At 73.7% G+C, this 13,328-nt stretch carries 13 protein-coding genes and 1 pseudogene; 7 read left to right on the top strand and 7 right to left on the bottom strand.

Annotated features, from left to right (window positions below):
- Positions 1-55 precede the first annotated feature (55 nt).
- The 3 genes and pseudogenes from NCC78_RS04610 (at position 56) to NCC78_RS04600 (ending at position 2,449) form a co-directional block, all read left to right on the top strand.
- Positions 56-743, top strand: a pseudogene (locus NCC78_RS04610) (FKBP-type peptidyl-prolyl cis-trans isomerase).
- Between the two features lie 130 nt (positions 744-873).
- Positions 874-1,764, top strand: coding sequence for an SCO6745 family protein (locus NCC78_RS04605; RefSeq protein ID WP_443677195.1), 891 nt, complete (start codon positions 874-876; stop codon positions 1,762-1,764).
- A 31-nt stretch (positions 1,765-1,795) separates the two neighbouring features.
- Entirely contained in the window at positions 1,796-2,449 is a 654-nt protein-coding gene (locus NCC78_RS04600; RefSeq protein ID WP_250791904.1) for an HAD family hydrolase, read from the top strand.
- A gap of 109 nt (positions 2,450-2,558) precedes the next feature.
- Here NCC78_RS04600 and NCC78_RS04595 read toward each other — a convergent pair whose 3' ends face one another.
- Positions 2,559-2,759: a hypothetical protein gene (locus tag NCC78_RS04595; protein WP_250791903.1), complete on the bottom strand. Its 201-nt coding sequence runs from the start codon at positions 2,757-2,759 to the stop codon at positions 2,559-2,561.
- 133 nt (positions 2,760-2,892) lie between these two features.
- Between NCC78_RS04595 and NCC78_RS04590 the strand changes: the two genes are divergently transcribed.
- Entirely contained in the window at positions 2,893-3,909 is a 1,017-nt protein-coding gene (locus tag NCC78_RS04590; RefSeq protein ID WP_250791902.1) for an NADPH:quinone reductase, read from the top strand.
- Between the two features lie 42 nt (positions 3,910-3,951).
- Here NCC78_RS04590 and NCC78_RS04585 read toward each other — a convergent pair whose 3' ends face one another.
- Positions 3,952-4,374, bottom strand: a complete 423-nt coding sequence (locus tag NCC78_RS04585; protein ID WP_250791901.1) for a DUF1801 domain-containing protein — start codon at positions 4,372-4,374, stop codon at positions 3,952-3,954.
- 265 nt (positions 4,375-4,639) lie between these two features.
- Entirely contained in the window at positions 4,640-6,289 is a 1,650-nt protein-coding gene (locus NCC78_RS04580) for a fatty acid--CoA ligase (RefSeq protein ID WP_250791900.1), read from the bottom strand.
- 84 nt (positions 6,290-6,373) lie between these two features.
- Here NCC78_RS04580 and NCC78_RS04575 point away from each other — a divergent pair, with 84 nt between their 5' ends.
- Entirely contained in the window at positions 6,374-6,865 is a 492-nt protein-coding gene (locus tag NCC78_RS04575; RefSeq protein ID WP_250791899.1) for an NUDIX domain-containing protein, read from the top strand.
- A gap of 21 nt (positions 6,866-6,886) precedes the next feature.
- Here NCC78_RS04575 and NCC78_RS04570 read toward each other — a convergent pair whose 3' ends face one another.
- Positions 6,887-7,765 carry a DUF11 domain-containing protein gene (locus NCC78_RS04570; RefSeq protein WP_250791898.1) on the bottom strand — a complete coding sequence of 293 codons (879 nt, stop codon included), beginning with the start codon at positions 7,763-7,765 and terminating at the stop codon, positions 6,887-6,889.
- A 326-nt stretch (positions 7,766-8,091) separates the two neighbouring features.
- Positions 8,092-8,976 (bottom strand): EamA family transporter, encoded by an 885-nt coding sequence (locus NCC78_RS04565; protein WP_250791897.1) that lies wholly within the window; start codon positions 8,974-8,976, stop codon positions 8,092-8,094.
- An 84-nt stretch (positions 8,977-9,060) separates the two neighbouring features.
- Here NCC78_RS04565 and NCC78_RS04560 point away from each other — a divergent pair, with 84 nt between their 5' ends.
- The gene (locus NCC78_RS04560; RefSeq protein ID WP_250791896.1) at positions 9,061-9,969 is read left to right on the top strand and encodes a LysR family transcriptional regulator; all 909 of its coding nucleotides are present in this window, start codon (positions 9,061-9,063) and stop codon (positions 9,967-9,969) included.
- Between the two features lie 19 nt (positions 9,970-9,988).
- Here the strand turns inward: NCC78_RS04560 and NCC78_RS04555 are convergent, their stop codons facing one another.
- Positions 9,989-11,665: an MDR family MFS transporter gene (locus NCC78_RS04555; protein ID WP_250791895.1), complete on the bottom strand. Its 1,677-nt coding sequence runs from the start codon at positions 11,663-11,665 to the stop codon at positions 9,989-9,991.
- A gap of 84 nt (positions 11,666-11,749) precedes the next feature.
- Positions 11,750-12,316, bottom strand: coding sequence for a type 1 glutamine amidotransferase domain-containing protein (locus tag NCC78_RS04550; RefSeq protein WP_250791894.1), 567 nt, complete (start codon positions 12,314-12,316; stop codon positions 11,750-11,752).
- A gap of 315 nt (positions 12,317-12,631) precedes the next feature.
- Between NCC78_RS04550 and NCC78_RS04545 the strand changes: the two genes are divergently transcribed.
- The coding region (locus tag NCC78_RS04545) for a bifunctional heptose 7-phosphate kinase/heptose 1-phosphate adenyltransferase (RefSeq protein WP_250791893.1) at positions 12,632-13,328 on the top strand (697 nt) is incomplete at its 3' end.

Below are 13,328 nucleotides of genomic sequence, written 5' to 3'. Positions count from 1 at the left end.
ACGGTGGGCGTCCGGGCGGGTACCGTGTGCGTCGGCTTTCCCCCCGGCACCGCCGATGCCGGCCACCACCTTCGCAGCAGGGAGTCGACGCCGTGAGCGAGCGTACGCAGAACCGGTCCCAGAAGTCGGAGCGGCGGCTGGCCGCCCAGTTGGCGGCGCAGAAGGCGGCCGAGGCGAAGCGCCGCCGGCAGGCCTGGGCCGGTGGGCTCGCCGGCGTCGCCGTGGTGGCGATCCTGATCACCGTCTTCGTGATCATCGGGCAGCGCGGCGGCGACGACGCCACCGAGCCGGCGGCCGGCACCCCCTCGGCGGACGCCGCCGCCAGCGCCCCGGCCGGTGACGCCCCCGCCGCCCAGCTTCCGGCGGGCGCCGATCCGGCCCTGGCCAGCAAGCCGACGGTCGCGGCCGGCACGGGCACGCTGACCAAGCTCACCGTGACCCCGCTGATCAAGGGCACCGGTCCGGCGGTCCAGGCCGGCCAGACGATCACCACCAACTACGTCGGCGTGTTCTTCAAGGACGGCAAGGAGTTCGACTCGTCCTGGTCGGCCGGGCAGCCGGCCAGCTTCCCCATCGGGGTCGGCCAGGTCATCCCGGGCTGGGACAAGGGTCTGGTCGGGGTGAACGTGGGCAGCCGGGTGCAGCTCGACATCCCGGCCGAGCTGGCGTACGGCAACGACTCCTCCGGCGGTCGCCCCGCCGGCCCGCTGCGCTTCGTCGTGGACGTGCTCGCCGCCAAGTGACCCCGGCGGCCGGCCCGGTTCGTCCGGGTTGTCGCCCGGCGGCGATGCATTGGCCCACACGGGGCTTCCGGCCCGTCACCAACCGGCAGTAGGTTCGGCGTCACCCCGGTCGGTCCGACCGCCCGGGGTGATGACCGGACCGGACCCGGAGGTGCACGTGACGGCGCTGGACGACCCGGGGCGGACCGCCCGGCTGATGTGGACGCACTTCGAGCCGGTGCACGCCGTCACCTACTTCCATCCGCGCGCCCGCGCCGCGTACGAGGCGGTGGGGCTGCGCGGTTACTGGCGGGGTTACTTCGCCGGCCGGGCCGCCCCGCTCGGGCCCACCGACGCGGCCCCGGTGATCGCGGCGTTCTTCACCTTCGCCCCGCACATGGTGGCCCGGGCGCTGCCGGCCGTGTGGCGGCTCGCCACGCCGCAGGAGGCGCTGCGGGCCCGGCTCACCGGCGCCGTGCAGGCGTTGGCCGAGCTGACCTACGAACTGCCCGAGTCGCACCTGGCCGAGGCCGCCGAGCTGCTGGAGGGCGCCGCCGCCGAGGCCGACGGCGCCGGCCGGGTGCTCGGCGCGGCCAACGCCGCCCTGCCACGCGGCGAGTACCCGCTGGCCCGGCTCTGGCAGGCCGCCACCACGTTGCGGGAGCACCGCGGGGACGGGCACGTGGCGGCGCTGATCGCCGCCGACCTCGACCCGGTCGAGACGCTGGCCTGGCGGGTCGCGGTGGACATGTCCCCGCAGAACCTGCTGGGTCGGGGCTGGTCCGAGGAGCAGTGGGGCGCGGCGCGCGCCCGGCTGGTCGAGCGGGGCTGGCTCACCGCGGAGGGCGCACCCACCGAGCACGGCCGCGCCCGCTTCGCGGCCGTCGAGGACGCCACCGACGTCGCCGCCGCCCGGCCGTGGCGGGCGCTCGGTCCGCAGCGCACGGACCGGCTGCGTGAGCTGCTCGAGCCGATCGCCCGCGCCGGCCACACGGTGATCCCGGCGGGCAGCCCGATCGGCCTGCCCGCGCTGCGCGGCTGACCATCGGCCCGCCGTCGGGCAGGATGGGCACGTGGTGGATGCGGTGGTCTTCGACCTGGACGGCGTGATCGTGGATTCCGAGCCGGTCTGGGAGGAGGTCCGCCGGGCGTACGTGGCGACGCACGGCGGAGCCTGGCAGGCCGACACCCAGCGCCGGCTGATGGGGATGAGCACCGGCGAGTGGGCCCGCTACCTCAGCGGGGAGCTGGGCGTCGACCGGAGCGCCGAGCAGGTCGCCACCGAGGTGGTGGAGGAGATGACCCGGCGGTACGCGCAGCGCGTACCGCTGATCGACGGGGCGGACGGCGTCGCGCGCCGGCTGGCCGGGCGGTGGCCGCTGGGTCTGGCCAGCTCGTCGCCGACCCGGCTGATCGCGGCGGCGCTGGCCGCGACGGACCTCGCCGACACCTTCGGCGCCACCCTGTCCACCGAGGAGACCGAGCGGGGCAAGCCGGCGCCGGACGTCTACCTGGCGGTCGCCGAACGGCTGGGCGTCGATCCGGCCCGCTGCGTCGCCGTGGAGGACTCCTCCAACGGGGTGCGCTCCGCGGCCGCCGCCGGGATGGCGGTGATCGCGGTGCCGCACGGCACGTACCCGCTGGACCCCGACGCCGAGCGGCTCGCGGCCGTGGTGCTCGGCTCCATCGGCGAACTGACCCCGCAGACGATCGACCGGCTCGGCTGAGCACGGCCGGGCGGCCCCGGCCGGACCCTGACCGGCCGTACCGTCGGGTGCCCGGCGGCCCCTGCACGGTCGTGCCGTCGGATCGCCCGGCTCCGCCCCGGCCGTGCCGTCAGATCGCCCGGCTCCGGCTCGACCTCGGCAGGCGCCGCCGGGCGCCGCCCTCCTCCGCCCGCCGCTCCGGCAGCGGCCCCGGCGGGCCGTCGGCGCTCACGGCGCTCCCGGCGCTCCCGGCCTTCACGGCCGCCACCGGCTCGGCGGTGGACCGCCCGGTACAGGCGGGTTCCGCGTCGACCTCCACCTTGTCCCGCATGACCACTCCCTTCCGCCGGCTACCCGGTTGTACGGTTTCCGGGGCCGTCGGGATCGGCATGAGCACGGATCCGCCGGGTACCGCAGCCGACGGCGTCCCCGCGAGCCCGGGCGGCGCAGGTGAGGAGACGGGGATGAAGGCGATCGTGTACGAGCGCACCGGTGACGCCTCGGTGCTGCAACTCGTCGACCGGCCGGTGCCGGAGCCCGGCCCCGGTGAGGTGCTGGTCCGGGTGGCGGTCTCCGGGGTGAACCCGACGGACTGGAAGGCCCGCCGGCAGTGGCCGCTGCCCGCCGGCTGGCAGACGCCCGGGCAGGACGGCGCCGGGGTGGTCGAGGCGGTCGGTCAGGGGGTCGACCCGGAGCTGATCGGCGAGCGGGTCTGGCTCTGGGAGGCCGCCTGGCGGCGGCCGTGGGGCACCGCCGCCGAGTACACGGTGGTGCCGGTCCGCCAGGCGGTACGCCTCGGCGACGCCTCCTTCGACCTGGGCGCCTGCCTGGGCATCCCCTTCCTCACCGCGCACCGGTGCCTGACCGCCGGCGAGTACCTGCCGGACACGCTGCGCGCCGGGGCGCTGAGCGACCACACGGTGCTGGTGCAGGGCGGCGCGGGCGCGGTCGGCAACGCGGCGATCCAGCTCGCCCGCTGGGCCGACGCCACGGTGATCGCGACGGTCAGCAGCCCGGAGAAGGCGCAGCTCGCCGCGGCGGCCGGGGCCACCTTCGTGGTCAACTACCGGGAGCAGGACGTGGTCGAGGAGGTCCGCAAGATCGCCCCCGACGGGGTGCACACGATCGTCGAGGTCTCCCCGGCGCGCAACGCCGCCGCCGACGTGCAGATGCTGCGGCGCGGCGGCGCGGTCTGCGTCTACGCCGACGACGGCGGGGCAGAGGTGACCCTGCCGATCCGGCCGCTGATGGTGCCGAACGCGCGGTGGCAGTTCGTGCTGGTCTACACCGAGCCGTCGGCGGCCAAGGCGCGGGCGGTCGCCAACGTGGCGGCCGCCGCCGCGCAGGGCGGCATCGCGGTGGGCGAGCAGGCGGGTCTGCCGCTGCACCACCATCCGCTGGCGGCGGCCGCGGCGGCGCACCAGGCGGTGGAGAATTCGGTGGTCGGCAAGGTGCTGATCACCACCAGCGACGACCGGTGACCGTCACCGCCGGTGGGCGGGCGGAGCACCGGCACGGACGGGTCAACCGCCCGCCTGACCGGTGCGGGCCTGCCCGACCGAGGCCCGGATCAGCTCGGTCAGCACGTCGAGGTCGACGTCCGCGAGGCGCTTGACGTAGAGGCAGCCCTTGCCCACGCTGTGCCGGCCCAGCCGGGCCAGCAACCGCTCCTTGTCGGGGAACTCCTCGCCGAGGTAGAGGGTGGTGGCCGCCTTGCGGGGCGAGAAGCCGACGAGGAACCAGTCCAGCTCCCGGCCGCTGGCGTAACGCAGGCGCCGCTGCCCGAAGCCGACGATGGCGTCGCCCCATATGACCGCCGGCTCACCGCTGACCCGGTGCATCACGTCCCGCACGGTGGCCGCGTCGCGCCGGCGCGTGTCGTCGGCCACGGCGGCCAGGAAGTCGTCGACGCTGGCGCCGGTCGGGGCGGTCTTGAGGGTGGCCATGACGCCTCCTGGGCTGCCGGGCCGGCCGGAACGGCCGCTGGTGGGCCCGATCGTACGAGAGCCGACCGACAACCCAGGAACCCGCTGACCAGGCCAATTTCCCCGTCACCGGGACAGAGGCGAACAACTTTCGCAAGAATGACTGTGCGGGTCGCCCCGCAAAAAGCGGGCGGCCCCGGCGCGGTGCGAACGCCGGGGCCGCCCCTGGGGAGGGATGTCTCAGGAGTGCGTCCCTACCCAAACGGCGACGGTGCGCCCGAAAACGTTACGGCGCTGTCAGCTGTCGGACAGAAAGTCCGCCCTCGGCGTAGCGGGAGCGCACCACCTTCTTGTCGAACTTGCCGACGCTGGTCTTCGGCACCGCGTCGATGACGGCCCACCGCTCGGGCAGCTGCCAGCGCGCCACCGAGGTGGCCAGGAAATCGCACAGCTCCTCGGCGCTGGCCGACTCCCCCTCCCGCAGGACCACGGTGGCCAGCGGGCGCTCGCCCCAGCGCTCGTCGGGCACCCCCACCACGCAGGCCTCCAACACCGCCGGGTGGGCCATCAGCGCGTTCTCCAGCTCGACCGAGGAGATCCACTCACCGCCGGACTTGATCACGTCCTTGGCCCGGTCGGTGAGGGTGATGTAACCGTCCGGCGAGAGCGTGCCGACGTCACCGGTACGCAGCCAGCCGTCGCGGAACTTCTCCTCGTCCGGGGTCTCGTCGCCGACGTACCGGGCGGTCACCCACGGCCCGCGGACCTCCAACTCGCCGACGGAGGTCCCGTCGGCGGGCAGCGCCTCGCCCAGCGGGCCGACGATGCGGGCCTCGACCCCGGCCGGCACCCGACCCTGGGTGTAGCGGTAGCGCCAGGCCTCGTCGCCGGTCACCCCGGCGGGCGTACGGGCCACCGAACCCAGCGGGGACATCTCGGTCATGCCCCAGGCGTGGATGACGTCGATGCCGTGCCGCTCGGCGAACGCGTGCATCAGCGCCGGCGGGCAGGCCGAGCCGCCGACGATCACCTCCTTCAGCGAGGAGGTGTCCACGTCGTGGCTGTCCAGGTGGGCCAGGAGGTCGTTCCAGATGGTCGGCACCGCGCCGGCCAGGGTGGGCCGCTCGGCGACGATCATGTCGGCGATCGGCGCGGCCTGGAGGAACCGGTCCGGCATGATCAGCGACGCCCCGGAGAGGAAGGCCGCATACGGCAGGCCCCAGGACATCGCGTGGAACATCGGCACGATGGCCAACTCCCGGTCGGTCGGTCCGAGACCGAACCCCTCGGGCATGCAGATCTGCAACGAGTGCAGGTAGATCGAGCGGTGCGAGTAGGCCACCCCCTTGGGGTTGCCGGTGGTCCCAGAGGTGTAACAGAGCGCCGCCGCGTCGCGCTCGTCCACCTCCGGCCAGTCGTAGGACTCCGGCCGGTCGGCCAGCAGCGCGTCCCAGTGGTGTACGGCGATCCGGTCACCGGCCGCCGCCACCAGCGGGGCCGGGTCGCCGCCGCCGACCACCACCACGTGCCGCACGGTGGTCATCTCGCCGATCACCCGGGCGAGCAGCGGGATGAGGGTCGAGTCGACCAGCACCACCCGGTCCTCGGCGTGGTTGGCGATGTAGGAGACCTGGTCCGGGAAGAGCCGGATGTTCAAGGTGTGCAGCACCGCGCCCATGCTGGGCACGGCGAAGTACGCCACCAGGTGCTCGGTGTTGTTCCACATGAAGGTGGCGACCCGCTCGTCGCCGGTGACCCCGCACTCGTCGCGCAGTGCGTGGGCCAGGCGGGCGGCCGTCCGCCCGACTTCCGCGTACGTCATCCGGCGTGGCTCGGCGCCGGTCCACGTGACCACCTCGGCCGTGCCGTGCACCGTCGAGCCGTGTTCGAGGATCCGGGAGACCTGCAGGGGGGCGTCCATCATCGTGCTACGCATGAGTAACAAGCTAGTGTCGCCGGTCACAGGTTGGGAACCCCGGAAACCCGGTCGGCCGCGGGCAACCCCCGTAAATTGTCGCAGGTGAGCATCTCCTGGGCCGACTCATACGTGGGGCAGCTGCGCGCCCTGGCCGGTGACCGGACGCTGATGTTCGTCGGCGCCCGGGCGGTGGTGCGCGACAACGCCGGACGCGTCCTGCTGATCCAGCGCTCCGACAACGGCCAGTGGGCCATGCCCGCCGGGGCGATGGAGCTGGGCGAGTCGATCGCCGACTGCGCCGTCCGCGAGGTACGCGAGGAGACCGGGTTGCGCGCGCTGCGGGTGAGCGCCTTCTCCCTCTACACCGGCCCGGACCGCACCCAGACAAACATGTTCGGCCACACCTACCAGGTCTTCACCGCCGCGTTCCGCGTCGAGGAGTGGGACGGCGAGCTGGCCCGGATCACCGACGAGACCACCGACGCCGGCTTCTTCCCCCGCGACCGTCTCCCCGTCCCACTCTCCGCGAGCGTCACCGAGACCCTCGCCGACCTCGACGTCTTCGAGCAGACCAACCGGCTGATCCTCAAATAGCCGAACCAGCCGGTCGCCCGGTCAGAGCTCGGCGTACCGGTAGAACACGTCGGCGACGTTGTTGGCGTCCGTCTGCCACTCCGGGCCCGACGTGGTGACCGTGCCGCGGACGGTGAACTCCTGGCCGACCGTGCCGGCGGGGAGTGCCAGCGGGATGTAAATCCCCGCGGTCGCGCCCGCCGCGAGCGGTCCGGCGGTGCAGATCCCCGAGGTGACCGCGAACTCGCACTGCCAGTTCGTCGTCCCGCCGACGGGCGCGAGGTGCCGCGTGACCCCCGCCGGCCACTCGACGACCAGCCGAAGGTCCTGGGCGGTCCCCGTACCGGCGTTGCGCACCGTGAACGACACCGACCCGTCGCCGCCCGTGGTCGGCACCCCGGCGTCCGGGTAACCCGAGCCCTGAAGGGTGAGATCGGAGATCAGCTGGTAGGTGACGTCGACCCGGTCGGTGTTGTTGGTCCGGGTCGCCTCCCGGGCCGTCGTGGCGGCGGTCGCGCCGATGGCGGCGACGGCGCCCTCCGGCCCGACGGGCAGCGCGAGGTGGACGCTGAGCGGTTCGGCCGTCCCGCCGGCCGGGACCGGGCCGTGGGTGCAGACGAAGGCGGTGTGGTCACACTGCCAGCTCGGGTCGCCGATGATCCGGCTGCCGGCCGGCGGTGCGAGCGTCACGGTGAAACCCTCCACGCCCACCGCCCCGATGTTGTCGACCACCGCGACGACGTGCGCCCGGGCCTGGTCCGTGGTCAGCATGGCGACGGGGTTGGCGGTCAGGTCGAGCCGGAGGTCGGCGCGGGGCGGCGGCGCGGCGAGGGCCGGACCGCTCGCGACGACGGTCGCGGCGCAGACGACGAAGGCGGCGAGGCCGGTACGGATCTTCCGGCGGGCTCGGTGTTGAGACATGGGACGTCCCCCGGTTGCAGGAAGCCGCTCCGGCCGGCCCTGCGGCGGCGGCAGCGGCACGGTCGGCATCGCGGGCATCGCTGCGGCAACGCGGGCAGCGCGGCGGACGAGCCCGACCGCGGACCGCCGGGATGACGGTCCCACCTCTTTGGACGTCGCACACCGTGATTGCGTTACATCCCGCCGGTGAGCCCGGCCGGCGGGGCGAGCCCGGATCATCGTCAACCCGGCCTCGCGGGCGGACCGACCGGGAGCCCGGGTGGCTCCTCCTGTCAGGACGTCGAGCGCCACGACGTCATCACCTGATCCACAGGCTCACCACCGACTCATCCTCTGGTCGCGACCGCGGCCGGCTCAGGCCGGGTCGCCTCGACCGTTCCGGCCCGCGCGCCGGTGCGTTCCGCGCCGATGCCGGCGGCCACCACGAAGGCGATGCCGGCCACCGCCCCGACGCCCGGCACCTGGTGCAGCGCGACCAGGCCGATGACCAGCGCGATCGCCGGCTCCAGGCTCATCAGCGTGCCGAAGGCGGCGGTGGTGAGCCGGCGCAACGCGAGCAACTCCAGCACGAACGGCACCACCGGCAGCAGCACGGCGAGGCCGAGCCCGGCCAGCAGCAGCTGCCAGGTGAGGTCGCCGAGGACGGCCGGCCCGACGACCACGGTGGCGACGACGGCGGCCACCGGCATGGACACGGCCAGGCCGCGGATGCCGGAGACCTCGTCGCCCACCCGCTGGGTGAGCAGGATGTACGCCGCCCAGCAGGCACCCGCCGCCAGGGCGAGCGCGACGCCCACCGGGTCCACACCGCCCCGCCACGGCTCGGTGAGCAGCAGCACGCCCACGGCGGCGAGCGCCGGCCAGAGCTTCGTCCCGCCCCGGCCCCGGGCCACCGCCACCCCGAGCGGGCCGAGGAACTCCAGCGCGCTCGCCGTACCCAGCGGCAGGCGGGCCACCGCGGCCATGAACAGAATGGTTACCCCCGCGGTCACCACGCCCAGCGCGACGCAGGCCAGCAGCGCGCGCCGGGTGAAGCCGGACGGGCGCGGGCGGACCAGGACGGCCAGCAGCACGCCGGCCCAGGCCAGGCGCAGCCAGGCGGCACCCTCCGGGCCGACCTCGTCGAAGAGGGAGACCGAGGCGGCCAGGCCGAGCTGGACGAACATCATCGCCGCGACCGCCATTGCCGCGCCGGTACGGGTGGGAGTCATGCCCCCAGTAGAACCGGCTCCCACCGTTCACGTCCACGTGTCATTGCTGGACGAACCGTTCGGCAATCGTGAACAATCTACGGCGTGGACCTCCGCCGCCTACATCTGCTGCGCGAGTTGGCCCGGCTCGGATCGATGCGCGAGGTCGCCGACGAGCTGGGCGTCACCACGTCCACGGTGTCGCAGCAGCTCGCCGCGCTCTCCCGCGAGGTGGGCGCGACGCTGATCGAGCCGCAGGGCCGCCGAGTCCGGCTCACCCCCGCCGGCCGGCGGCTGGCCGAGCACGCGGTGACCATCCTCGCCGCCGTCGACGCGGCCCGGCTGGACCTCGACCCGCGCGCCGAGCCGGCCGGCACCGTCCGGGTCGCCGGTTTCGCCACCGCCGTCCGCCGGTCGCTGCTGCCGATCACCGCCCACCTCGCCGCCAGCCACCCGCAGGTCCGGCTGCGCATCCACGAACACGAACCGGCCGAAGCCTTCGCGCTGCTGGCGACCGACGACGTCGACCTCGCCCTGACCTACGACTACAACCTCGCGCCCGCGCCCGTCGACCGGACGCTGGAGGCGACGCCGCTGTGGTCGGCGCCGTGGAGCCTCGGCGTACCGGCCGACGCCGTCGGGGAGGAACCCGTGCCGGCCACCGCCGGAGAGGTCTTCGCCCGCTTCCGCGGGCACGGCTGGATCGTCAACTCCCGCAACACCGCCGACGAGGTGGTCGTCCGGGCGATCGCGGCGATGGCCGACTTCGAACCGCGCATCGCGCACCGGGCGGACAGCCTGGACCTCGTCCAGGACCTGATCGTCGCCGGCCTCGGCGTCGGGCTGCTCCCCGCCGACCAGCCGACCCTCCCCGGCGTACGACTGCTCCCGCTCACCGGCCCGCAGGCGCGGCTCCGGTCGTACGCGGTCACCCGCCGGGGCCGTACGGGCTGGCCGCCGCTGGCCCTGATCCTCGACCTGCTCACCGCACACGCTTCCGCGCCGCCGGGGTGACCGGTCGATCGGTCGGCGCTCAGAGCAGGGTCTGGGACTTGGCTTCCATCTCGGCGGCGGCCTCCTCCTTCGACTCCCTCGACAGCGGCTTGCCGCCGGGGGCGGGGGCCTCGCCGCCGAGCCCGTCGGTGCCGCCGATGGCGCCCTGCGGTCCGGCGCCGCGCAGGTCCTCGTTCGGCAGGAACAGGGTCACCAGCACCGCCACGATCGCGATCAGGCCGGTGGTCAGGAAGACCAGGTGCAGCGACTCGACGAACGCCGACTGCACGGCCGCGCGTACCGGGGCCGGCAGGGCCAGGATGGTCGCCGGGTCGTTGATCGACACGTCCGCGCCCCCACCCTGGGCGACCGCGGCCCGCTGCTCCGGCGGCAGCTGGGCGACCGCCCCCGGCAGCCGGTCGGCCAGCTCGGCGGTGAGCCGGGAGGAGAGCACCGCCCCCAGGATGGCCACCCCGAACGAGCCGCCCAGCGACCGGAAGAAGGTCGCCGAGGAGGTGCCGGCGCCCAGGTCACGGGTCGATACGGCGTTCTGCACGGCGAGGATCAGCGACTGCATGCAGAGCCCCAGCCCGACGCCGATCACCACCATGAAGCCGAAGGCCGCCCAGAGCGAGGTGTCCACCTCCAGCCCCGTGAAGAGCAGCATGCCGACCAGCAGCACGGCCGAACCGGTCACCGGGAACCACTTGTACCGGCCGATCCGGCTCATCGCCCGGCCGGTGAGCACCGAGGTGACGATGATGCCGGCCATCATCGGCAGCATCAGCAGACCGCTGCGGGTCGGTGAGGCTCCCTTGACGATCTGGAGGTAGAGCGGGATGAAGATGATCGACCCGAACATCACCAGACCGAGCACGAAGCCGGCCGAGTTGGCCAGCGCGAAGGTGGCGCTGCGGAACAGCCGCAGCGGCAGGATCGGCTCGGCGACCCGGGCCTCCTGGAGCAGGAAGAGCACACCCAGCACCGCACCGGCGACGAAGAGCCCGACGATCACGCCGGAGCCCCAGGCGTACTCGTTGCCGCCCCAGCTCAGCGCGAGCAGCAGGCTGCTCACCCCGGCGACCAGCAGCCCCGCCCCGAGCCAGTCGATCGCGTGGTCGCGGCGGGTGAACGGGATCAACCGCATCACCCGCGAGCAGACCACGATCGCCAGGATGGCCAGCGGCACGTTGATGTAGAAGATCCACCGCCAGTCGGTCTCCGCGAAGTAGCCACCGACCAGCGGCCCGGCCACCGAGGAGATTCCGAAGACCGCCCCGAAGAGCCCCTGGTAGCGACCCCGCTCCCGGGGGGAGACCACGTCCGAGATGATGGTGAACGCCAACGTCAGCAGGCCGCCCGCGCCGATGCCCTGGATGCCCCGAGTCACGATCAGCTGGGTCATGTCCTGTGACAGGCCGGCCAGCAGCGAACCGAGCAGGAACGTGCCGATGGAGAAGAGGAAGACCGGACGGCGCCCGTACAGGTCGGCCATCTTGCCGTAGAGCGGGGTCGAGGCGGTGGAGGCGAGCAGGTACGCGGTCACCACCCACGAGTAGTGGTTGATCCCGCCCAGCTCGCCGACGATGGTCGGCAGGGCGGTTCCGACGATGGTCTGGTCGAGCGCGGCCAGCAGCATGCCGGTCATCAGGCCGAACATCAGCAGCCGGATCTGCCGCACGCTCAGCACAGCCGGAGCCTGGTCCTCACTGGTCATCCCGGCTCTTTTCCCCGCCAGCGCCGAACATGCTGTCGATCATGAGGTTGGCGGTGACTTCGATCTCCGTAGCCACCGCCAACCTCATGATCGCCGGGTTGGTGCAAGGGCCTTGGCGAACTCTTCGACGATTTTGGGGCAGAAGGTGGGGAGGTCGGCTGGTTTGCGGCTGCTGGTGAGGCCGTTGTCGGTGACTACTGGTTCGTCGACCCAGTTGGCGCCGGCGTTGGTGAGGTCGGTGCGCAGGCTGGGCCAGGAGGTCATGCGGCGGCCGCGCACGACGTCCGCCTCGATCAGCGTCCAGGGGCCGTGGCAGATCACCCCGACCGGCTTGCCGGCGTCGAAGAACGCCCGCACGAACCGCACCGCGTCCGCGTCGGTCCGCAGGAAGTCCGGGTTCGCCACCCCGCCGGGCAGCACCAGCGCGTCGTAGCCGCCGGCGTCCGCGTCGGCCGCGGTCACGTCCACGTCGTACATGCTGGCGTGGTCCAGGTGGTTGAAGGAGCGGATCGAGCCGGGCTTGAGCGAGACCAGCTCCACCGTGGCTCCGGCCTGCTCCACCGCCTCGCGGGGCTGGACGTACTCGACCTCCTCCACGCCGTCGGCGGCCAGGAAGGCGATCCGCTTACCCTGCAGTGTCGTCGCTGCCATCTCGGTGCTGCTCCTCTCCCGGGTTGTCTTCCGACCGTTCCCGGCGCCCGGTCCCCGAAACCGGGTGGACGCTCACCGCGGACGGGGCAGGTTGACCGGCGATGCGGCGCTCACCCCGAAACCGGCAGGGTGACCGGTGATGCGCGCCCATCCCGAAACCGGCAGGTTGACCGGTGATGCGCGCTCACCCCCGAACCGGCAGGTTGGCCCGTGACGGGGCGCTCACCCGGGACCGGGTAGGTCGACCCGTCACGGGGGCGCTCAGCCCGGGGCCGGGCGGGTTTGACCCGTCGGACCGGGGGGATCCCGGAGGGCATGGCAGGAGCAGCAGCGGAACAGCGCCGGCTCGCCACCGTGGTGGAGAGCTGGCTGGGGCGTCCCGTCCTGGTCATCGGCGACGCCATGCTCGACGAGTGGCGGTTCGCCGAGTCCGACCGGCTGTGCCGGGAGGCGCCCGCCCCGGTCCTCACCCTGCGCCGACGGATCTCCGCAGCCGGCGGGGCGGCGAACACCGCGGTGAACATCGCCGCGCTGGGCGGCCGGGCGGTGCTGGTGGCACCGGTCGGCGCGGACGTCGCCGGGGACGAGTTGCACGACTGTCTGGACCGGGCCGGCGTCTGGGACCGTACGGTCAACCAGCCCGGCCGCCCGACGCCGGTCAAGCGGCGCATGCTGGCCGGCAACCAGATCCTGCTGCGGGAGGATTCCGGCGATCCCGACGACGCGCTCGACGACGACGGGGTGGCCCGGCTGCTCACCGCGCTGGACTGCGCCACCGAGGAGTTGCGGGCCGCCGCCGGTGGCGTGCCGCCGACCCTGGTGGTCTGCGACTACGGCCTGGGCGCGCTGTCCGCACCGGTGCGCGCCTGGCTGGTCGCCCAGCGGGAGCGGTACGCGACGGTCGCGCTGGACGCGCACGACCTGGCCGACTGGCGGGGCCTCGCCCCGACCGTGGTGACCCCGAGCTTCGCGGAGGCGAGCCGGCTGCTGGCCCGCGCCGCCGGCACCCGCC

The organism is Micromonospora phytophila (genome assembly GCF_023656545.1).
In the GTDB taxonomy this organism is placed as follows: domain Bacteria; phylum Actinomycetota; class Actinomycetes; order Mycobacteriales; family Micromonosporaceae; genus Micromonospora; species Micromonospora phytophila.
Note: the sequence above shows the minus strand (reverse complement) of the source record. Positions and strands in the feature narration are given on the sequence as shown.

Excerpts from the sequence above, each read along its gene's own strand:
- NCC78_RS04565 (WP_250791897.1), bottom strand. The coding sequence starts at position 8,976 with ATGACTCCCACCCGTACCGGCGCGGCAATGGCGGTCGCGGCGATGATG.
- NCC78_RS04595 (WP_250791903.1), bottom strand. The coding sequence starts at position 2,759 with ATGCGGGACAAGGTGGAGGTCGACGCGGAACCCGCCTGTACCGGGCGG.
- NCC78_RS04550 (WP_250791894.1), bottom strand. The coding sequence starts at position 12,316 with ATGGCAGCGACGACACTGCAGGGTAAGCGGATCGCCTTCCTGGCCGCC.
- NCC78_RS04555 (WP_250791895.1), bottom strand. The coding sequence starts at position 11,665 with ATGACCAGTGAGGACCAGGCTCCGGCTGTGCTGAGCGTGCGGCAGATC.
- NCC78_RS04570 (WP_250791898.1), bottom strand. The coding sequence starts at position 7,765 with ATGTCTCAACACCGAGCCCGCCGGAAGATCCGTACCGGCCTCGCCGCC.
- NCC78_RS04605 (WP_443677195.1), top strand. The coding sequence starts at position 874 with ATGACCGGACCGGACCCGGAGGTGCACGTGACGGCGCTGGACGACCCG.
- NCC78_RS04580 (WP_250791900.1), bottom strand. The coding sequence starts at position 6,289 with ATGCGTAGCACGATGATGGACGCCCCCCTGCAGGTCTCCCGGATCCTC.
- NCC78_RS04590 (WP_250791902.1), top strand. The coding sequence starts at position 2,893 with ATGAAGGCGATCGTGTACGAGCGCACCGGTGACGCCTCGGTGCTGCAA.
- NCC78_RS04585 (WP_250791901.1), bottom strand. The coding sequence starts at position 4,374 with ATGGCCACCCTCAAGACCGCCCCGACCGGCGCCAGCGTCGACGACTTC.